Origin of the sequence: Streptomyces sp. GbtcB6, assembly GCF_019091475.1 — a bacterium.
Classification (GTDB): domain Bacteria; phylum Actinomycetota; class Actinomycetes; order Streptomycetales; family Streptomycetaceae; genus Streptomyces; species Streptomyces hyaluromycini.
Map to the genome: position 1 here is coordinate 11,584 of NZ_JAGXJL010000043.1, position 19,835 is coordinate 31,418.

Here is a 19,835-nt window from a genome sequence, read left to right on the forward strand (position 1 = left end):
CCGTCCCTGGGGGCTGCCGCCCCCAGACCCCCGCTTCGGCCTGCGGCCTCGTCCTCAAACGCCGGACGGGCTGAGTAGTTCAGCCCCTCCGGCGTTTGAGGAGCGGGGTCCAGGGGCGGAGCCCCTGGCGGGGTCGAAGGGGCGGAGCCCCTTCAGGACGGGACGGGTAGGGGCGGCGGGGGCGAAGAACCCTCCCCGTCGCCCGAAGACGGTCTCAGCCGGCCACCGACACCGACGGCTCCCCCGACTCCGTGCCGTCCGCCTCCATCTGCTCGGCCAGCTTCATGGCCTCCTCGATGAGGGTCTCGACGATCTTGGACTCGGGGACCGTCTTGATGACCTCGCCCTTGACGAAGATCTGCCCCTTGCCGTTGCCGGAGGCCACGCCGAGGTCGGCCTCGCGGGCCTCGCCGGGGCCGTTCACCACGCAGCCCATGACGGCGACGCGGAGGGGGACCTCCATGCCGGTGAGGCCGGCGGTGACCTCTTCGGCGAGCTTGTAGACGTCGACCTGGGCGCGGCCGCAGGACGGGCAGGAGACGATCTCCAGGCCGCGCTGCTTGAGGTTGAGGGACTCCAGGATCTGGTTGCCGACCTTGACCTCCTCCACCGGAGGGGCGGAGAGCGAGACGCGGATCGTGTCGCCGATGCCCTGGGACAGGAGGGCACCGAAGGCCACCGCCGACTTGATCGTGCCCTGGAACGCCGGGCCCGCCTCCGTCACGCCGAGGTGCAGGGGGTAGTCGCACTGGGCGGCGAGCTGGCGGTACGCCTCGATCATCACGACCGGGTCGTTGTGCTTGACGGAGATCTTGATCTCCCGGAAGTCGTGCTCCTCGAAGAGGGACGCCTCCCACAGGGCAGACTCGACCAGGGCCTCCGGGGTCGCCTTGCCGTACTTCTGGAGCAGGCGGCGGTCCAGGGAGCCGGCGTTGACGCCGATGCGGATCGGGGTGCCGTGGTCCTTCGCGGCCGCCGCGATCTCCTTGACCTTGTCGTCGAACTGCTTGATGTTGCCGGGGTTGACGCGGACGGCGGCGCAGCCGGCCTCGATCGCGGCGAAGACGTACTTCGGCTGGAAGTGGATGTCCGCGATGACCGGGATCTGGGACTTCTTCGCGATCGTGGCGAGCGCGTCGGCGTCGTCCTGGGTGGGGCAGGCCACACGCACGATCTGGCAGCCGGACGCCGTCAGCTCGGCGATCTGCTGGAGCGTCGCGCCGATGTCGGACGTACGGGTGGTGGTCATCGACTGGACCGAGACCGGGGCGTCTCCGCCGACCGCCACGGAGCCGACCTGGATCTGCCGGCTCTTCCGGCGCTCGGCGAGCTTGGTCGGAACGGACGGCATGCCGAGAGAAATCGCAGTCATCTGCTGTGCAACCCCAAGTCGTGGATCTAGGTCCAGGTCCCGTCGTAAGCGGGTTCCAGGCTTCGAGATTACGGCACCGGCACAGGAGTGAGCACATCCCCCATCCGTAAACCCACTCAATGGAAGCGGCCCGGAACACAGTGTTCCGGGCCGCTTCGAACGTGGTGTGGCTAGGAGATTTTCACCGGGTTAACCACGTCGGCGATCAGGACCAAGATCGTGAAGCAGACGAAGATCCCGGCCACCACATAGGCCACCGGCATCAGCTTCGCCACGTCGAACGGACCGGGGTCCGGGCGGCGCAGCACCTTGGCCAGGCTCCGGCGCAGCGACTCCCACAGGGCGCCCGCGATGTGCCCGCCGTCCAGGGGCAGCAGCGGGAGCATGTTGAAGAGGAACAGGGAGAGGTTGAAGCCGGCCACCAGCATCAGCGCCATGGCCAGCTGCTCGGTGGGCGGGATGTCCAGGGTGAAGATCTCGCCGCCGACCCGCGCCGCGCCGACCACGCCCATCGGGGAGTCCGGCTGGCGGGGGGCTCCGTCGAAGGCCGCGTCCCACAGGGCCGGGATCTTGCCGGGCAGGCTCGCGATGGAGTCGACGGCCTCGCCGAGGCGGTCGCCCATCCAGGTCACCGAGTCGCCGAGGTCCTGGCGGACGATGCCGGTGGCGGCGCTGAAGCCGAGGAAGCCGGCGGTGACGTACTGGCCCTGGACGATCTGGCCGCTGGAGTCCTTCTTGGCGACCTGGTTGGTGGCGATCTTCGCGTGCAGGGTGACGTCCTGGCCCTTGCGGTCGACGACGATCGCGACCTCCTTGCCGGGGGTCGACCGGATCAGGTCGGAGAGCTGGTTCCAGCTGGTCGTCTGCACACCGTTGAAGGAGACGATCTTGTCGCCGGCCTTCAGGCCCGCGGCGGCGGCCGGGGAGGCCTCGTCGGTCTTCTTGCAGGTGTCGCGGTTCTCGCTCTGCGCGATCACACACTGGGAGACCGAGCTGACCGTGGTGGTCTGCTGGCTGATGCCGAAGCCCATCAGGACGGTGAGGAAGAGCGCGACCGCAAGGATCAGGTTCATGAAGGGGCCCGCGAACATCACGATCACGCGCTTCCAGGGGGCGCGCGTGTAGAAGAGGCGGGTCTCGTCGCCGGGCTGGAGCTCCTCGAAGGCGGCCGAGCGGGCGTCCTCGATCATGCTGCGCCAGGGGGAGGTGGAGCGGGCGGTGACCCGGCCGTCGGCGCCCGGCGGGAACATGCCGATCATGCGGATGTAGCCGCCCAGCGGGACGGCCTTGATCCCGTACTCCGTGTCGCCCTTGTGCCGCGACCAGATGGTCGGGCCGAAGCCGACCATGTACTGCGGGACGCGGATGCCGAAGAGCTTGGCGGTGGAGAGATGCCCCAGCTCGTGCCAGGCGATCGAGACCAGCAGGCCGATCACGAAGACGACTATGCCGAGGATCATCATCAGGGCTGTCATGCACGCGCCTCCGCGGTCGCCTTCTGCGCTGTCAGTTCCCGGGCCCGGACCCGTGCCCAGGTCTCCGCTTCGAGGACGTCCGGCACGGTCAGTGAAGTTCCCGTACGAGGGGTGCCGTGTTCCTCGACCACCCGCGTCACGGTCTCCATGATGCCGTTGAACGGCAGCAGACCACCGCGGAAGGCTTCGACGCACTCCTCGTTGGCCGCATTGAACACCGCCGGCGCCGTGCCCGCGAGCTCACCGACGTGCCGTGCCAGGTTCACGGACGGGAAGGCCTCGTTGTCCAGTGGGAAGAACTCCCAGGTGGAGGCCTTGCTCCAGTCGAAGGCGGGCGCCGCGTCCGGGACCCGTTCGGGCCAGCCGAGACCGATGGCGATCGGCCCCCGCATGTCGGGGGGCGTCGCCTGCGCGATCGTGGATCCGTCCGTGAACTCGACCATCGAGTGGACATACGACTGCGGGTGCACGACCACCTCAATGCGATCGAAGGGAATGTCGTAGAGGAGGTGCGCCTCGATGACTTCCAGCCCCTTGTTGACCAGGGTCGCGGAGTTGATCGTGATGACCGGTCCCATCGCCCAGGTGGGGTGGGCGAGGGCGTCCTCGACGGTGACGTGCGCCAGGTCGGCCTTGGTACGGCCGCGGAAGGGCCCGCCGGACGCCGTGACGACCAGCTTGCGGACGTCGGCCCGGGTCCCCGCCGCCAGCGACTGGAAGAGCGCCGCGTGCTCGGAGTCGACCGGGATGATCTGGCCGGGCTTGGCCAGCGCCTTCACCAGCGGGCCGCCGACGATCAGCGACTCCTTGTTGGCGAGCGCGAGGGTGCGGCCCGCCTCCAGGGCGGCCAGGGTCGGCGCCAGGCCGATGGAGCCGGTGATGCCGTTGAGGACGGTGTGGCAGTCGGACGCGGCGACCTGGGCGGCCGCGTCGGGTCCGGCGAGGATCTCGGGGAGCGGCTCGCCGGGGCCGTAGAGCGCCGTGAGTGCCTCGCGCAGGTCCGGTACGACGTCCTCGCGGGCGACCGCGACGGTCCGCACCCGCAGCCGGTGCGCCTGCTCGGCGAGGAGGGCGACCCGGCCGCCGTGGGCGGACAGGGCGGTGACCCGGAAGCGGTCGGGGTTGCGCAGGACGAGGTCGATGGCCTGGGTGCCGATCGATCCGGTGGAGCCGAGGATCACCACGTCCTTCGGGCCGTCGCCCGCGAGCGGGTCGTACACGAGGTGCGGGTCGGCGAGGGGTGCCGGACTGGCGGGACTGTCGGTCATCCCCCCATTGTGGCCGCATCCGGTGGCCGGGAGGACAGCGCGTCCCCTTCATGTGCGGTGCGGTACTGTATATACGCAGGACTCGGCTTGATATACGAGGAGTGTCGCCATGGCCAAGACTTTGATCGACATCGACGAGGAACTGCTGGCGCAGGCGGCCATAGCGTTCGGGACCAAGACGAAGAAGGACACCGTCAACGCGGCCCTGCGGGATGGCGTCGAGCGCAAGAAGCGCGCTCTCGCGCTGGCCTGGCTGGCCGCGAAAGCCGACGCGGGCGACTTCGACGTCCTTCTGGACAAGGCGAACTATCGGCGATGAGCACAGCCAAATTCCTCATCGACACAAGCGCCCTGGTCCGCATCCTCAGGGACCCGGCACGTGCCGACTGGCAGAAGCCCTTGGCCGAGGGGCTCATCGCTCGCTGCCCGGTCACCGAGATCGAGTTCCTCTACAGCGCCAAGAACGCCGAGGATCGCGAGCAGACGATCCAGCGTCTGGACACCCTGTTCAGTTGGACACCGATGGACGACCGCGCGGTGACGCGGGCATGGCAGGTCCAGGAGGAGCTGACCGTCAAGGGCCAGCACCGCTCGGCGGGAGCGGTCGACCTGCTCGTCGCCGCCACCGCCGAGATACAGGGCCTCACCGTGCTGCACTACGACAACGACTTCGAGACCATCACGTCGGTCACCGGCCAGCCCGCCCAGTGGCTCATGCCACCGGGCAGCCTGTAGCAGCAGCCGTCCTCACCCGAACGGGCGGCGGACGTTCTCCCGCGCGGACGGTCCCGGCGTCGCGTCGGCGATCCACGGGCCCTCGCCCGACGGGTCGACGATCCCCCGCTCCAGCCATTCGAAGGAGCCGCCGAGCACGCCCTTGACGACCTTGCGGTCCAGGTCGTCGGTGTTCGACCACAGGCGGTTGAACAGCTCGTCGACGCGGATGCGGGCCTGCCTGCAGAACGCGTCGGCGAGCAGGTAGGCCTCGCGGCCGTGGTCGCCCTGGCGGCGCAGCAGTTCGGCGCGCACACAGGCCGCGCTCATCGCGAACAGCTCGGCGCCGATGTCCACGACGCGGCCCAGGAAGCCCTGCTTGGTCTCCATCCTGCCCTGCCAGCGGGACATGGCGTAGAAGGTGGACCGGGCCAGCTTGCGGGCGTGCCGCTCCACGTAGCGCAGGTGCGGGGCGAGGTCCACGCCGTGCTTGAAGTCGCCGTACGACGTGGGGAGCTGGCCCGGTCCCGCGACCAGCTTCGGCAGCCACTTGGCGTAGAAGACACCCGCGTTCGCGCCCGCCCTCGCCTTGTCCTGGAGGGACTTGTCGGGGTCGATGAGGTCGCCGGCGACCGAGAGGTGGGCGTCGACGGCCTCGCGCGCGATCAGCAGGTGCATGATCTCCGTGGAGCCCTCGAAGATGCGGTTGATGCGCAGGTCGCGCAGGAGCTGCTCGGCGGGGACGGCGCGTTCGCCGCGGGCCGCCAGCGACTCCGCGGTCTCGAAGCCGCGGCCGCCGCGGATCTGGACCAGCTCGTCCGCCATCAGGCAGGCCATCTCGGAGCCGTAGAGCTTGGCGAGGGCGGCCTCGATGCGGATGTCGTTGCGGTTCTCGTCGGCCATCTGGGAGGACAGGTCGACGACCGCCTCCAGGGCGAAGGTGGTCGCCGCGATGAAGCTGATCTTGGAGCCGACCGCCTCGTGCAGCGCGACCGGCTTGCCCCACTGCTCCCGGACCGCCGACCACTCGCGGGCGATCTTCAGGCACCACTTGCCGGCGCCCACGCACATCGCGGGGAGCGAGAGCCGCCCGGTGTTGAGCGTGGTGAGGGCGATCTTGAGGCCCGCGCCCTCGGCGCCGATGCGGTTGGCGGCCGGGACCCGGACCTGGTGGAAGCGGGTGACGCCGTTCTCGATGCCGCGCAGGCCCATGAAGGCGTTGCGGTTCTCGACGGTGATGCCCGGCGAGTCCGCCTCGACGACGAAGGCCGTGATGCCGCCCTTGCTGTCCTCGGTCCTGGGCACGCGGGCCATGACCACGAGGAGGTCGGCGACCACGCCGTTGGTGGTCCAGAGCTTCACCCCGTCGAGGACGTAGTCGTCCCCGTCCGGTACGGCGGTGGTGGCCAGGCGCGCCGGGTCCGAGCCGACGTCCGGCTCGGTGAGCAGGAACGCCGAGATGTCGGTGCGGGCGCAGCGCGGGAGGAAGGCGTCCTTCTGCGCCTGGGTGCCGAAGATCTTCAGCGGCTGCGGCACGCCGATCGACTGGTGGGCGGAGAGCAGCGCGCCGACCGCCGGGTTGGCGGAGCCGACCAGGGAGAGGGCCCGGTTGTAGTAGACCTGGGTGAGGCCGAGGCCGCCGTACTTGGTGTCGATCTTCATGCCGAGAGCGCCGATCTCCTTGAGGCCGGAGATCACCTCGTCGGGGATGCGCGCCTCGCGCTCGATGAGCGCCGAGTCGATCTTCGTCTCGCAGAACTCGTGCAGGCGGGCCAGGAACTCCTCGCCACGCTGCACGTCCTCGTCCGCCGGGAGCGGATGCGGGTGGATGAGGTCGAGCCGGAAGCGCCCGAGGAACAGTTCCTTGGCGAAGCTGGGCTTGCGCCAGTCCTGTTCCCGGGCGGCCTCCGCCACCTGGCGGGCCTCCCGCTCGGTGACGGTGGGTTTCTTGGCGGTGGGGGCGGACATTAAGGCTCACCTCGCCACAAAAGGGGTTGTTGAGGACCGTTCGTTACCGACCAGTGCTACTGGATCGTTGGTACCCGAAACGGGCCGCCCCCACCAGTCCTCGCGGTCCGATCGGCTGACGGGCCGGCCGGCGCGATGCGCTTCTCAGCCGATGTCGACGGAGTACGACTTGGTGTCCAGCCGCCCCGAGCCCTTGAAGACCTCGGTGCCGGACTCGATGCCGGAGAGGTACTTGTCGTTGCCGAGCAGTTTGCGGCGGACCAGGGCCTGGGTGAAGTCGTCGATGTTCAGCGTGGCACTGGTGGTGTTGGCGCGGCGGACAAAGGAGTAGACGTTCCAGCCGATGTCGCCCTGGTAGATGTCCCACATCGCGCCGTCGAGGCTGACGCTGCCGTACTTGGTGCCCAGCGGGCCGGCGCCGCCCTGGCGGTTGAGCCAGATCATGATCTCGTCGGTGGGCTGGTCCTGCCAGTCCGCGGTGTTCTTGGCGTGCAGCCACAGGTCGTAGGCCACGTCCAGGGTCCCGGGGCTGGAGCTGAGGGCGAAGTTCCACTTGGTGGTGACCTTCTTGCGGTCGCCGACCCGGATCGGCAGTCCGGTGGAGGCCTTGTCGACCTTCCAGCCCCAGTGCCAGCCGAGGACCGTGCTGGCGTACGACTTGACGTCCGAGTCGGTGCCCTTGCTGTTGTTCGCCCAGGTGTAGGACGTCCCCCAGGAGATGGTCGAGCCCGACTGGGAGTCGTCCCAGACGCACTGGGTGCCGGTGCCCTTGTCCTGACCCCAGAGGTTGTTGTTCAGGTAATACTTGCCGAGCGTGACGGTGTCGAAGGCGGTGCACTTCTTGCTCGACTCGCCGGCCTGCGCCACGGTGACACCCGCGGCGGCGGCGAGCGCGACCGAGGCGGCCAGCAGCGTCTTCGCCGTCTTGGACAGGCGCGGTCTGCGGTGTTGCATCAAGGGGTCCTTCCGGGGGACGGTTCGCGGTACGACCCGTCGGACGGCCGTACGACCTCCTTGTGGCCGCCGCCCCCCGGAATGGTTGCCGAGGCTGTCTCATCAATTCGCTGTCGAAGCGCTTCGACAGACTATGGACACCCACCCGCACTGAAGCTACTGTCGAACCACCCTCACTCGCCCTTGTCAGCAACGCGCACTGTCGAAGCGCTTCACAAAGCTTGGAGAGCTGGATGGTCACCCTCGCCGAGGTCGCCCAGCACGCCGGAGTCTCGGCGAGCACGGTGAGCTATGTCCTCAGCGGCAAGCGGTCCATCTCCACCACCACCCGGCAGCGGGTCGAGCAGAGCATCCGGGAGCTGGGCTACCACCCGAACGCGGGCGCCCGCGCCCTGGCCAGCAGCCGGTCGAACATCATCGCGCTGATGATCCCGCTGCGTACGGACATGTACGTGCCGGTGATGATGGAGATCGCGATCGCGGTGGCCACCACGGCCCGCCTGCACGGCTACGACGTCCTGCTGCTCACCGGCGAGGAGGGCCCGGACGCGGTACGCCGGGTCACCGGCAGCGGGCTCGCCGACGCCATGATCCTGATGGACGTGGAGCTGGAGGACGAGCGGCTGCCGCTGCTCCGGCAGACCGACCAGCCCTCCGTGCTCATCGGCCTGCCCGCCTCCACCTCCGGTCTCACCTGCGTCGATCTCGACTTCGGGGCGACCGGCGCACTGTGTGTGGAGCACCTCGCGAAGCTCGGTCACCGTGACATCGCTGTCGTCGGCGAGGCCCCGGCCGTCTACGAGCGGCACACCGGCTTCGCCGAGCGCACCCTGGGCGGACTCCGGTCCCGCGCACGGGAGTTGGGCCTTCGGGTGCTGCACCGGCCGTGCGAGGGCGGGTACGACGCGATGGCCGTCACGCTGGCCCGGATCTTCGACGAACGCCCCGGCACCACGGGCTTCGTCGTCCAGAACGAATCCGCGGTGGAGCCGCTGCTCGCGCTGCTGCGCCAGCAGGGCCGGGCCGTGCCGGAGGACGTGTCCGTGGTCGCGATCTGCCCGGACCAGGTCGCCGTCCAGGCCTCGGTGCGGCTGACCTCGGTCGCCATCCCCGCCCAGGAGATGGGCCGGTACGCCGTGGAACACCTGGTCGCCAAGCTGGACGGCCGGGGCAGCGACGAAGTCGTGCTGATCGCACCCGAGCTGACGGTACGGGCGAGCACGGGACCGGCGCCGGCCGGGTCCTGACCCCTTTGCAGTGCCCCGCCGTTCCGGGGCACCCCCTGTCTGCACTCCTTCAGGAGCACGTGACATGAATCAGTCTGCCCAAATCCAGACCGCGGACGACCGGCCCAAGGTCAGCCTCGCGCAGTCCTCCCCCACCGTCGGCACCTTCCGTGAGCGGGACGGTGCCCTGGAGTGGAGCGGCCGTCAGGAGACGCTGCGGATCGAGCCGTGGGGGCCGGACGCGGTCCGGGTGCGCGCCCGGCTCGGCGGGCCGGTCCTCGAAGGCCTGCCGGGGGCCCTGCTCGACGAGCCTCCCGCCACCGGGTCGACCGTCAAGATCGGTGACAGCGAAGGGCAGTTGACGGTCGGTGGGCTGACCGTCGAGGTGTCCGCCGAGGGCCTGGTCCGGTTCCTGCGCACCGACGACCGCTCGGAGGTGCTGGCCGAGGAGCGCGCCCACTTCTGGTGGCCGGGCTCGCGCCTCTACACCGCGGTCGGCAACGGCCACCACCGCCTGGAGCAGCGGTTCGCCGCCTACGAGGGCGAGAAGCTGTTCGGCCTGGGCCAGCACCAGCACGGGCGCCTGGACCAGAAGGGCCTGGTCCTGGACCTGGTCCAGCGCAACGCCGAGGTCTCGGTCCCGGTCCTGGTCTCCAGCCGCGGTTACACCCTGCTCTGGAACAACCCGGCGATCGGCCGTGTCGAACTGGCCGGCAACGGCACCCGCTGGGTGGCCGACTCGGCCCGCCAGCTCGACTACTGGATCACCGTCGGCACCCCGGCCGACGGGCAGCGCAACTACAGTGCGGTGAGCGGCCGTTCGCCGATGCTGCCGGAGTGGGCGGCGGGATTCTGGCAGTGCAAGCTGCGCTACCGCACCCAGGACGAACTCCTCGCCGTGGCCCGGGAGTACAAGCGACGCGGCCTGCCCCTCTCGGCGATCGTCTGCGACTTCTTCCACTGGACCCACCTGGGCGACTGGAAGTTCGACCCGCAGGAGTGGCCGGACCCGGCGGCGATGGTCCGCGAACTGGACGAGCTGGGCGTCAAGCTGGTGGTGAGCGTCTGGCCGTCAGTGTCCCCGCTGAGCGAGAACCACCCGGTGATGGAGCAGCGCGGCTACTTCATCGGCACCCAGTACGGCCCGACGGCACACGCCGACTGGCCGGACAAGGGGGTGGCGTCGACCGTCCAGGTGGCGTTCTACGACGCCACCAATCCGGACGCCCGGGAGTTCGTGTGGTCGAAGGTCAAGGAGAACTACCTGGACCCGTACGGCATCACGGCCTTCTGGCTGGACGCCTGCGAGCCCGAGCTGAAGCCCGGCTTCCAGGAGAACCTGCGCTACTGGACGGGCCCGGGCCTGGAGGTCGGCAACAGCTATCCCGCCGAGAACGCCCGGACCTTCTACGAGGGCCTGCGGGCCCGGGGCGAGGAGGTCGTCACCCTCAACCGTTCTGCGTGGGCGGGCAGTCAGCGCTACGGCGCCGCGCTGTGGTCCGGCGACATCGGCACCGACTTCACGGCCCTGCGCCACCAGATCGCGGCAGGCCTCAACACGGCACTGTCCGGCATCCCCTGGTGGAACACCGACATCGGCGGCTTCCACGGCGGCGACCCGGACGACCCGGCCTACCGCGAGGTGATGGTCCGCTGGTTCCAGTTCGGCGCGCTCTCCCCGCTGATGCGCCTGCACGGCTTCCGTGACCCGGGCATGCCGCTGGGCCCCGACATGACCGGCGGCCCGAACGAGGTGTGGTCGTACGGCGACGAGGCCGGCGCGATCCTGGAGAAGTACCTGCGGCTGCGCGAGCGCCTGAAGCCGTACGTCCTCCAGGTCATGTGGGAGGCCCACGAGCAGGGCCTCCCGGTGCTGCGGCCGCTGTTCCTGGAGTTCCCCGAGGACCAGGCGTCCTGGGCGGTCGACGACGCGTACCTCTTCGGCCGGGACCTCCTGGTGGCGCCGGTGCTGACGGCGGGTGCCACGGCCCGGACGGCGTATCTGCCGGCGGGCGCCCGGTGGACGGACGCGTGGACGGGCGAGTCGTACGAGGGCGGTGCGGCGGTGACCGTGGACGCGCCGCTGGACCGCATCCCGCTGTTCCTGCGGGACGGGGCGGAACTACCGGTCACGGAGTAGTCCGGCCGGATTACGACGCCTCTCGTTACCTGCCGGTAAATGTCTCAACTCGGCGGTGTGGTCGGGCAGTTGGAGGGGGTAGTCAGTATCCCCTCCGCTGTCCCCCCACGAAGGGTTCCGCTGCCGTGCCCTCAGGTCCGTTCCCCCTCACGCTCGCCAACCTGCTCCTCAGACCCGACTTCCGCGCCCGCCGCACGCCGGACCGGGCCTTCGACCGGCTGCTCGACGCGGCCGGGACCGCGGAGGACGACGAGCGGTTCACCGACGGCTTCCGTCATCTGCTGCGATGTTGGGCGGGAGCCGAACATCTCACCCCGGTCGGCTGGCTGTCCGCGCGCGGACACGTCGGCCGGCATCTCGCCAACCGGGCCCGGATCCGCCGGCTGCTCGCCGAACACCCCGAGATCGAGCGGGAGCCGGTCGAGCGACCGGTGTTCGTGGTGGGCCTGCCGCGCACCGCCACCACGCTCACCCACGGCATCCTCTCCCTCTCCGCGGACCACCGCTGCCCGCTGCTCTGGGAGTTGCTCACCCCCGACCTGGAACTCCCGCCGGAGGAGCGGGAGAAGGCGATCACGACCGCCCGTCGCCTGGTCGGCGGCATCAACCTCTTCTCCCCGCGCTTCCGGCACATCCACAACCTGCGGCCCGAGGGCCCGGAGGAGTGCACCTTCGCACTGCCGCACACGGTGATGCCGCTGTCCCAGGCGGTGATCCCCGAGTACCTGCCCTGGCACGAGACCCATGACTTCGGCGCCGACTACCGCTACCTCAAGCAGATCTACCAGGTGCTCCAGTACGGCCGCCCGCGCCGCCGCTGGGTGCTGAAGTCACCGCTGCACCTGGAGAACCTGGACGCGCTGCGCGCGGTCTTCCCGGACGCCGTGATCGTGTGGACACACCGCGATCCGGCCACCGCCGTGGCCTCGTTCTGCAGCCTGGTCGAGCACGGCATGGCGGTGAACACCCGCCCCCTGGACCTGGGTTGGATCGGCGCCACCTGGCTGGAGCTGCTGGCCCGCTCCGCCGCCCGCGGCCTCGCGTCCCGTGCCGGCATCCCCCGCGAGTCCCTCGTCGACGTGCCGTACTCCTGGCTGGGCGCCGACCCGGCCGCGGGCGCCCCGAAGCTCTACGCGGCCGTCGGCGCACGCTGGACCGAGGCCGACGCGGCCCGTCTCCCGGCGGTCGCCGCGCGTCCCAAGGGGACGCGTGTGCACAGCTACGACCTGGCCCGCTACGGCCTGACCCGCGCGGACGTCGACGCGGCCTTCGCGGACTACAACGCGCTGCGCGCCGAGGTCGACCGGGCGTGACGGCGCACGGGGCGGCCCCGCTTGTGGCGGAGCCGCCCCGATGACTCAACTGCTGCTGACACTCTCGCTGTTGACGGTGAAGTCCAGCCCGCCGGACGAGGACGTGATCTCGAAGCCGAACTGCAAGTCCCCGACGGTGACGTTGCCGAACCAGCCCTTGGTGTCCTTGATCCACTTCAGGATCGGCAGGATGTCGATCGTGCCGGAGGTGGAGTTGGAACTGCGGACGAACGAATAGACGTTGTTCGAGCCGTTGTTGCCCTTGTAGACGGTCCAGGTGTTGCTGCCCAGCGTGAGACTGCCCTGCGAGGTGCCGAGCGGCCCGACGGCACCGGTCTTGTTGACCCAGAGCATGATCTCGTTGGCGTATCCGGTGTCCCAGATGTCGTACGACGTGTTGTAGGCGCCGGACGACGGCACGGTCACGTTGTAGCTGCTGGTGAGTGACCCGAGCGAGGTGATCGTCTTGTTGATCACCTTCTTGGAGTTGGGGTACGACTTGATGCCGCCGGTGTTGGGGTGGTTGGCGTTGACGCCCCAGTTGGTGCCGGAGTTGGCCCAGATGCACTGGGTGCCGGCGCCGGAGCCCCAGATGTTGTTGTAGAGGGTGTAGCCGTTCAGCGTGGTGTTGCCCCACTGGTCGCAGGAGCTCCAGACGGCGGCCGAGGCGGGGGCCGCGGCCAGGCCGACGGTGGCGCCGAGCGCGAGCGCGGGGGCGATCAGGGCGGTTGCGACCCTGCTGAGCGTGCGTGTTGCCATGGTGTCCCTTCCATGGGTGGGGGGAGGTGCGGTGGCTACCACGTCCCCAGGGTGAGGACGTGGTCTTCTCCGGCGACGAGGTCGAGCGGCCGACTGCCGGAGGAAGTCCACAGGTCGATGCGGAGCGACCGGTGCGGTGTGAGGACGGCTCGCGCGCCGTCGGGGGTCCAGGAGAGGTCGAGTCCGGCGCCGAAGCGGGTGCGGATGCCGTGGAGCCGGCCTGTTCTCAGGGCGGCCGGCGGCGCCGGAAGCAGGACCAGGCGGTCCGGGGTCGACTGGACGAGGGCTTCGATGAGCACGGCGGGCAGCGCGTGTGCGGCGTCGGCGTTGTAGACGTCGCGGTCCGGGTAGTGGGCGCTCATCAGGGAGGCGTGGAAGAAGTCGCCGTCCAGGACCTGGGCGAGGGCGGCGGCGACCCGTGCGCCGTCGCGCAGGCGGGCCGCGACGAGCGCGTGGTGGAGGTGGCCGTGGGCCGAGTCGTTCTCGGCGCCGCGCAGTTCGAGCGCGCGGTGGGCGGCGGCCGCGAGCTCCGGGGTGTCGTACGGGCTGATCTCTTCGAGCGGCCAGACGCCGTAGAGATGGCTGAGGTGCCGGTGGTCGTAGGTGTCGTCCAGGCCGGGCCAGGCCCACTCGGCGAGCGCGCCGTCGGCGTTGGTCCGGTGCGGGGGCAGCCGGTCGGCGAGGGCGCGCCAGCGGTCGGCGTCCGGGCCCGGGCGGTAGTCGGCCGCGGTGCGCAGGGCGTGCCGGGCGGCGGAGAGGTCCATCGCCGCGTTGACCGCGCCCCAGCCGGCGTTCGCGGGCCGGTTCTCGGGCGAGTAGGAGGGAACGATCACGAGGTGGCCGTCGGCGTCGGTGCGGGTGAGGAAGTCCTCGTAGAACCGGGCGACTTCGGCCAGCGCCGCCGCCGTACGGGGATCGCGCTCGCCGCGGATCTCGTCGTGGTCGACGAGCGGCTTGAGCAGCCAGTCGGCGCCGGCCGTCCACAGGTGCAGGGGGTATTCCCGGCTGAAGTGGTAGGCCAGCCCGGACTCGCCGTCGCTGTGCGCGGGCGCGACCGCGCCCCGGGCGCCGAACACCGCGCGGGCGTTCTCCCGCCAGTCGCCGAGCTGGCGCTCGATCAGTGCGGCGCAGGCCCGGGTGACTTCGGGAAGGGCGGCGGCCGCGGCCGAGGCAGTCTGGAGGTTGACGTTGGCGTCGTTGGTGAAGGCGCCGGACCAGGCGGTGTCCCAGTCGCCGGTCCACAGTCCGGTCAGGCGGGGCGGGTTGAGGCCGGAGGCGGAGAGCAGGTGGTAGCGGCCGGCGGCGAAGAGCCTTTCCAGGAGCGCTGCTTCGGCGGGCTTTTCGAGCAGCCGGGAGCCGGGGAGGGCGCGTTCGGCCGGGTCGGCGGCCAGGTCGAGGGTGACGCGGGTGTAGGCGGTGCGGTGCGGGCCGAGGTGGCGGGCGAGCAGTGCGTCGTACGACGGCCGGCCGGCGAGCAGGTCGCCCAGTTCGCGCGCCTCGGCGGTCACGTCGATCTCGCCGGTGTGGCGTCGGACGCGGGTGAGGAGGAGGACGGACTCGGCGCCGGTGACGCGGACGCCCGGCGGGGCGAGTTCGGTGGTGCCGCCGGTGACGGCGACGAGGGTGACGCCGGTGTAGGCGCGGTCGCTGCCGGGGTAGCGGGCGCGGAGGCTGAGCAGGGCGCCCTCGGGGGTGCGCAGCGCGCCGTGGCCGACGCCCAGGCCGGACGGGGCGCCGGGGAGCTGGTGGTCGAGGGCGATGCCGAGGTCGGCGGTTCCGGTGATCTGCTGCACGATCACGTCGTCCGCGCGGGAGACGAAGACCCTGCTGGTCCGGTCGGCGGTGGTGGCGGTGACCTCGCCGGTGGTGAAGTCGACGGCGCGGCGGTAGCCGTCGGGGCGGCCGTGCGGCCTGCGCAGCCGGATCTGGAAGGCGGGGTGGAAGGGCTGGACCCACTGGAGCGGGCGGCCGTCGGTGAGGCTCTCGGCGGCGCCGGACTCCCCGGCGAGCAACCTGTCCTGCACGCCCGCGAGTTCGGCCGCCAGGTGCGGCGGGCGGGCGTGTTCGCCGCCGTTCGGGCGGACGAGGGTGTGATGGGTGACGATGACACGGTCGTCGTTCGGGTCACCGAACACGAGGGCGCCGTGATGGCCGTTGCCGCTCAGGAAGGCGTCCTCCCAGCGGGCGGCCGGGGCGGGCTCCCAGGTGCCGTGGACGGGGCCGGTGGCTGCGTCGGTGGCGGTCATGGCTTGAGCACCGCCGCTCCGTAGCGGCCGAGGACGGCCTCGTCCGTGACGGTCGTACCGGTCAGCAGGTCTCTCTGTGTTCCCATGAAGGGGATCTTCACCTCTTCACGGCCGTGGTTGAACAGGAACAGCAACTCGCCCCGGCGGACCGCCTCGACGCCCGCGGGCAGTCCGTCGAGCACCGGGCGTACCCCCGCGTCCGCCGCGATCCGGCCGAGCAGCTTTCGCAGCGCCTCCGGCTCCGGGAGCGTGGAGAGGTACCAGGCCCGTCCGGTGCGCAGGACGGCCGGCAGGCCGTCGAGTTCCCCGCCCTTGTACGGCACGGTCTCCGTGACGCCGGGCGCGGCCTCGATCTCCTCCGACCACAGGGTCCCCCGGAAGCCCTCGCATGCGGCGCTCTCCCCCGCGTCCAGCGGCCACCACTCGTGCAGGGTGCGGATGCCGAACAGCTCGCGCAGCCGTGCGTCCATGCCGCCGGGGCGGATCCGGTCGTCCTCGTCGGCGATGCCGGTCAGGAAGCCGCTGACCAGGGTGCCGCCGCCGCGGACGTAGCCGAGCAGGTTGCCGATCGCGGTGTCGGTGAGGAGGTAGAGCTGCGGGACGACCACCAACTTGTAGGAGAACAGGTCGTGTTCGGGGTGGGCGAAGTCGGTGGTGAGGTTCGACTCCCACAGGGCCCGGTGCCAGGCGTGCAGGACGTCGGGGAGGTCCACCTCGGTGGAGAGCCGGCCTTCGTGGGCGCCGGCCCACCAGGAGTGCCAGTCGTGGAGGATCGCGATGTCCGCGCCGACGTGACGATCGGTCACCTCGTCGCCGATGCGGGCGAGTTCGGAGCCGAGCTGCTTGACCTCCTGGTATGTACGGCCCTCCTCCCCCGCGTGGCTGACCATCCCGGAGTGGAACTTCTCCGCGCCCTGCCTCGACTGCCGCCACTGGAAGTAGCAGACGGCGTCCGCGCCCCGGGCCACGGCCTGGAGGGACCACTGGCGGTTCAGGCCGCGGGGCTTGGGGTGGTTCACCCCGCGCCAGTTGACCGGCCCGGCGGCCTGCTCCATGAGCATCCAGGGGCCGCGCGCCTGGGAGCGGGTGAGGTCGTGGACGAGCGCGGCGTGCTGGGCGCCCAGCGGATCCCGCGGGTCGGGGTAGAGGTCGACGGAGACGACGTCCTCCTCGGCCGCCCAGCGCCAGGCGTCCTGGCCGATCCAGAGCGGCATGAAGTTCGTGGTCACCGGGATGTGCGGGGTGTGCCGGGCGACGATGTCCCGTTCGGCCGCGTAGCACTCCAGGAGCATGTCGGAGGTGAAGCGGCGGAAGTCCAGCACCTGGGTGGGGTTCTTCATGTAGTGGGCGTGACGCGGCGGCAGGATGCCGTCCCAGGTGTCGTAGCCCTGGCTCCAGAAGGCCGTGCCCCAGGCGGAGTTGAGGGCGTCGAGGGTGCCGTAGCGCTTCCGCAGCCAGCGGCGGAAGGCGGCGGCGGCCTCGTCGCCGTAGTCGAAGGTGCAGTACTCGTTGTTGATGTGCCACAGGGTGAGGGCGGGGTGGCCGGCGTAGCGGGCGGCGAGGTCCTCGGTGATGGCGGCGGCGTACCGGCGGTAGGTGGCGCTGGAGTGCGAGAAGTGCTGGCGGCCGCCCCACCACTCGGTGCGCCCTTCGGCGTCCCGGGGCAGGGTGTCCGGGTGCAGCCGCCCGAGCCACGGCGGCGGTGACGCGGTGGGGGTGGCGAGCACGACGCCGATGCCGTGGTCGTGCATCAGGTCCATGAGCCGGTCCAGCCAGCCGAAGTCCCGCTCCCCCGGCTTCGGTTCGAGCCTCGCCCAGGAGAAGACGCCCATGGTCACGGAGTTGACACCGGCGGCCCTCATCAGCCGGACGTCCTCCTGCCAGGTCTCCTCGGGCCACTGCTCGGGGTTGTAGTCGCCGCCGAAGAGAATTCGCCCGCGGGTGGCGTCGGAGAGGCTCGGCGGCTTTCGTCCGGCGGTCATCGGACGGGGTCCCCGTACTGGATGCCGCGCCCGTTGGTGGCCAGGTAGACCCGGCCGTACACGCGCGGGTCGCCGGTGACGGCCTGTCCGATCCAGCCCCACTGGTGCCGGTCGTCGTTGATGCGGACCCAGGTGCCGGCCTCGTCGTCGGAGCGGTATACGGCGGTGATGGACTCGGTGGAGCCGACTAGGTAGATCGCCGGGTAGCCGGCGCCGTCGGCAGCCTTGCCGAAGCCGAGGGTGTAGGCGGCCCAGCAGCTGGCGACCTTGGTGAAGCTCACGCCCCCGTCGGTGGACCGGTACAACCCGTTCCACTTGACGCTCAGCCACAGGTCACCCGACCGGTGCGGGGCCGCGACCAGCTGGAACTGGTTGTCTCCCGCAGGCAGCCCGGTCGCACGCGCCGTGAACGCCCGGCCACTGTCAGTGCTGGCTTGTAGCGTTCCTGTATCGGTGTCGTACGCGTAGAAGAGCGTCGGGTCGGCCGGGTCGGCGACCGGCGTGGCGCCCTTCGGGAAGGAGGAGATCTCGGTCCAGGTGGCGCCGTTGTCGTCCGACCGGTGGGCGGGGTACTTGGTCCCGTCCCAGTGCACGAAGGACCACAGCAGCACGCTGCCGTCGGCGTTGGCGGCGATCGGCCCCGGTGCGTCGTGGGCGAGGGAGGGCTGGGCGGCGAAGGGCGCCCAGGTCCGGCCCCCGTCGTCCGAGAAGGCGCCGTTGCCGTTGTCGCCCCAGCCGGTGCGGACCACGTACGCCGGCCTGCCCGCGGCCTGCGCGAGCCCCGTCGCCGACCCGAACACGGGGTTCGTGGCCATACCGCGGGACGGAGACGCCGTGAGCCGCTCGTGGTACAGAACGCCGATGTCCCCCGAGCCGCTCAGCAGGTGTGCCTCCCCGACCGGGGGCGACACCAGCTGCAGTACGGACGTCTCCTCCAGGCCGCGGATCCGCGGGGCCCAGTGGACGAGGTCGCGGGTGCCGTAGAGGGTGGCGCCGGTGCCGTAGACGATGTGCTTCGAGTCGTACGGATCCACGGCCACGGCCTGGATCCACCACCCGAACTTGGGCTGGTCGCCGCCCCACTTCAGGAAAGGAGTCTCCGACACGTCGAAGACCGCGGAGTCCTTGAGGGACGTCCAGGTGCGGCCGCCGTCGGTGGTCCGGTAGAGGGTGTCCACGGCCGTCCACCGGTTGTTCGTCGAGACGACGACGGTGCCGGGCCGGCGGGCGTCGACGGCGACCCCGCCGTAGCCGAAGGTGTCGCTGCCGCCGGGCGTGGCCGGGGTGACGTCCGTCCACTGCCCGGTGGCCACGGCGAGCTTGTGCACGCTGCCGTCCGACTGGCCGTTGGGGCCGGGGGCGTCGGCGTACGTCACGTACAGCTCGCGGGCGTGGCGGTCGTAGGCGGCGCGGACCGGGACCTTGGCGAAGGTGCCGGTGGGCCGGCCGGGGACGGCCTCCCAGGTGGTCCCGTCGGTGGTGCGGTACAGGTTGACGGCACTCGCGCCGCCGTCCCCGTCCGCCCAGCCGGCGTAGACGGCACGGCCGACGGCGACGAGAAGGCTGACGCCCTGGCCGGAGGCGGACGGGGTGGCCGGGAAGCCGTCGGCCGCCGCCCAGGTGGCACCTCTGTCCGTCGACTTGAGCAGCCCGTCGTGTCTGGTCCCCAGCCAGAGGGTGTCGCTGTCCCGCGGGTCGACGAGGAGGCGCTCGCCCATGCCCCGGCCGTCCTCGTTGGCGCCGAGTTTCACGGTGAGGTCGGTACGGGTCCAGGTGGCGCCGCGGTCGTCCGAGCGCAGGACCGCGCCGTTGCCGGCCCAGGACTGGGCGTAGGTGCCGAGGGCGAGGTAGAGCCGGTCGGGGTGGGCGGGGTCGACGGCGAGGGCCTCGACACCGAGGAGGTTCCAGTCGTCCCAGCCGAGGTGGTCGGTGAGGGGGGTCCAGCGGGCGGTGCGGGCGTCCCAGCGGTAGGCGCCGCCGATGTCGGTGCGGGCGTAGGCGAGGCCGGGGGTGGTGGGGTGGAAGAGGACGCCGGTGACGAATCCGGTGCCGCCGATCACTGCGTTGCGCCAGCGGTACGCCTGCGGCCGGGGCTCGGCCGCATGGGCGGTGGGCATCGGGAGGGCGGTGAGGGCGGCGGTCGCTGCGGTGCCGGCGAGGACGGTTCTGCGGCTCAGGGTGGGCATGGGGAACCTTCGGTGGGTTTGGTGTGTGGGCCGGGGGTGGGGCTGGGCGGGGGGGGACGCTTACCGGCGCTGGCAGGGTGCCGCTGCGCCCACCCGTGCCGCCCCAGCGGCACGACTGCCCGCAGCTATGCAGCCGACGCGACTACAGCGCCCCGTAAGGGGCGCGGGGAACTGCGCGACCGGCCACGAACCACCCGCAGTCGCCGACGCTCCCCCGCCACCCCCTCCAGAA

General features: G+C 71.0%; 14 protein-coding genes. 5 read left to right on the plus strand and 9 right to left on the minus strand.

Features of this window, described 5'->3' with window-relative positions; genetic code table 11:
- Positions 1-214 precede the first annotated feature (214 nt).
- From ispG to dxr, 3 genes are all read right to left on the minus strand, one after another.
- Positions 215-1,372 (minus strand): flavodoxin-dependent (E)-4-hydroxy-3-methylbut-2-enyl-diphosphate synthase, encoded by a 1,158-nt coding sequence (gene ispG, locus KVT45_RS42710; RefSeq protein WP_217554892.1) that lies wholly within the window; start codon positions 1,370-1,372, stop codon positions 215-217.
- A 170-nt stretch (positions 1,373-1,542) separates the two neighbouring features.
- Positions 1,543-2,835 (minus strand): RIP metalloprotease, encoded by a 1,293-nt coding sequence (locus tag KVT45_RS42715; protein ID WP_217554951.1) that lies wholly within the window; start codon positions 2,833-2,835, stop codon positions 1,543-1,545.
- A gap of 8 nt (positions 2,836-2,843) precedes the next feature.
- Positions 2,844-4,115, minus strand: a complete 1,272-nt coding sequence (gene dxr / locus KVT45_RS42720; protein ID WP_217554893.1) for a 1-deoxy-D-xylulose-5-phosphate reductoisomerase — start codon at positions 4,113-4,115, stop codon at positions 2,844-2,846.
- 109 nt (positions 4,116-4,224) lie between these two features.
- On the opposite strand from dxr, the gene KVT45_RS42725 reads away from it, so the two are divergent.
- Positions 4,225-4,434, plus strand: a complete 210-nt coding sequence (locus KVT45_RS42725) for a type II toxin-antitoxin system VapB family antitoxin (RefSeq protein WP_217554895.1) — start codon at positions 4,225-4,227, stop codon at positions 4,432-4,434.
- Positions 4,431-4,850: a PIN domain nuclease gene (locus KVT45_RS42730; RefSeq protein ID WP_217554896.1), complete on the plus strand. Its 420-nt coding sequence runs from the start codon at positions 4,431-4,433 to the stop codon at positions 4,848-4,850. Before KVT45_RS42725 ends, KVT45_RS42730 begins: the two co-directional genes overlap by 4 nt.
- 12 nt (positions 4,851-4,862) lie before the next feature.
- On the opposite strand, the gene KVT45_RS42735 is transcribed toward KVT45_RS42730, so the two are convergent.
- On the minus strand, positions 4,863-6,797 hold the full coding sequence (locus tag KVT45_RS42735) for an acyl-CoA dehydrogenase family protein (RefSeq protein WP_217554897.1): 1,935 nt from the start codon (positions 6,795-6,797) through the stop codon (positions 4,863-4,865).
- Positions 6,798-6,941: 144 nt separating this feature from the next.
- Positions 6,942-7,751: an endo-1,4-beta-glucanase gene (locus KVT45_RS42740; protein ID WP_217554898.1), complete on the minus strand. Its 810-nt coding sequence runs from the start codon at positions 7,749-7,751 to the stop codon at positions 6,942-6,944.
- 233 nt (positions 7,752-7,984) lie between these two features.
- Between KVT45_RS42740 and KVT45_RS42745 the strand changes: the two genes are divergently transcribed.
- From KVT45_RS42745 to KVT45_RS42755, 3 genes are all read left to right on the plus strand, one after another.
- Positions 7,985-8,998 (plus strand): LacI family DNA-binding transcriptional regulator, encoded by a 1,014-nt coding sequence (locus KVT45_RS42745; RefSeq protein ID WP_217554899.1) that lies wholly within the window; start codon positions 7,985-7,987, stop codon positions 8,996-8,998.
- A 64-nt stretch (positions 8,999-9,062) separates the two neighbouring features.
- The gene (locus tag KVT45_RS42750; protein ID WP_217554900.1) at positions 9,063-11,117 is read left to right on the plus strand and encodes a TIM-barrel domain-containing protein; all 2,055 of its coding nucleotides are present in this window, start codon (positions 9,063-9,065) and stop codon (positions 11,115-11,117) included.
- A gap of 125 nt (positions 11,118-11,242) precedes the next feature.
- Positions 11,243-12,430 carry a sulfotransferase gene (locus tag KVT45_RS42755; protein WP_217554901.1) on the plus strand — a complete coding sequence of 396 codons (1,188 nt, stop codon included), beginning with the start codon at positions 11,243-11,245 and terminating at the stop codon, positions 12,428-12,430.
- Between the two features lie 45 nt (positions 12,431-12,475).
- Here KVT45_RS42755 and KVT45_RS42760 read toward each other — a convergent pair whose 3' ends face one another.
- The 4 genes from KVT45_RS42760 to KVT45_RS42775 are packed head-to-tail and all read right to left on the minus strand — an operon-like array spanning position 12,476 to position 19,603.
- On the minus strand, positions 12,476-13,189 hold the full coding sequence (locus KVT45_RS42760; protein ID WP_217554902.1) for a hypothetical protein: 714 nt from the start codon (positions 13,187-13,189) through the stop codon (positions 12,476-12,478).
- Between the two features lie 35 nt (positions 13,190-13,224).
- A complete protein-coding gene (locus KVT45_RS42765; RefSeq protein ID WP_217554904.1) occupies positions 13,225-15,435 on the minus strand; it encodes a glycoside hydrolase N-terminal domain-containing protein in 2,211 nt (736 codons plus the stop codon).
- Complete coding sequence (locus tag KVT45_RS42770; protein ID WP_217554906.1) at positions 15,432-17,417, minus strand: beta-galactosidase; 1,986 nt, start codon at positions 17,415-17,417, stop codon at positions 15,432-15,434. The genes KVT45_RS42765 and KVT45_RS42770 overlap by 4 nt, the downstream gene beginning before the upstream one ends.
- Positions 17,414-19,603 carry a sialidase family protein gene (locus KVT45_RS42775; RefSeq protein WP_217554908.1) on the minus strand — a complete coding sequence of 730 codons (2,190 nt, stop codon included), beginning with the start codon at positions 19,601-19,603 and terminating at the stop codon, positions 17,414-17,416. The genes KVT45_RS42770 and KVT45_RS42775 overlap by 4 nt, the downstream gene beginning before the upstream one ends.
- Positions 19,604-19,835: the final 232 nt, after the last annotated feature.

What these genes read in the sequence shown, in the direction of transcription:
- ispG (WP_217554892.1), bottom strand. Translation starts at nt 1,372, where the DNA reads ATGACTGCGATTTCTCTCGGCATGCCGTCCGTTCCGACCAAGCTCGCC.
- KVT45_RS42715 (WP_217554951.1), bottom strand. Translation starts at nt 2,835, where the DNA reads ATGATGATCCTCGGCATAGTCGTCTTCGTGATCGGCCTGCTGGTCTCG.
- dxr (WP_217554893.1), bottom strand. Translation starts at nt 4,115, where the DNA reads ATGACCGACAGTCCCGCCAGTCCGGCACCCCTCGCCGACCCGCACCTC.
- KVT45_RS42725 (WP_217554895.1), top strand. Translation starts at nt 4,225, where the DNA reads ATGGCCAAGACTTTGATCGACATCGACGAGGAACTGCTGGCGCAGGCG.
- KVT45_RS42730 (WP_217554896.1), top strand. Translation starts at nt 4,431, where the DNA reads ATGAGCACAGCCAAATTCCTCATCGACACAAGCGCCCTGGTCCGCATC.
- KVT45_RS42735 (WP_217554897.1), bottom strand. Translation starts at nt 6,797, where the DNA reads ATGTCCGCCCCCACCGCCAAGAAACCCACCGTCACCGAGCGGGAGGCC.
- KVT45_RS42740 (WP_217554898.1), bottom strand. Translation starts at nt 7,751, where the DNA reads ATGCAACACCGCAGACCGCGCCTGTCCAAGACGGCGAAGACGCTGCTG.
- KVT45_RS42745 (WP_217554899.1), top strand. Translation starts at nt 7,985, where the DNA reads ATGGTCACCCTCGCCGAGGTCGCCCAGCACGCCGGAGTCTCGGCGAGC.
- KVT45_RS42750 (WP_217554900.1), top strand. Translation starts at nt 9,063, where the DNA reads ATGAATCAGTCTGCCCAAATCCAGACCGCGGACGACCGGCCCAAGGTC.
- KVT45_RS42760 (WP_217554902.1), bottom strand. Translation starts at nt 13,189, where the DNA reads ATGGCAACACGCACGCTCAGCAGGGTCGCAACCGCCCTGATCGCCCCC.
- KVT45_RS42765 (WP_217554904.1), bottom strand. Translation starts at nt 15,435, where the DNA reads ATGACCGCCACCGACGCAGCCACCGGCCCCGTCCACGGCACCTGGGAG.
- KVT45_RS42770 (WP_217554906.1), bottom strand. Translation starts at nt 17,417, where the DNA reads ATGACCGCCGGACGAAAGCCGCCGAGCCTCTCCGACGCCACCCGCGGG.
- KVT45_RS42775 (WP_217554908.1), bottom strand. Translation starts at nt 19,603, where the DNA reads ATGCCCACCCTGAGCCGCAGAACCGTCCTCGCCGGCACCGCAGCGACC.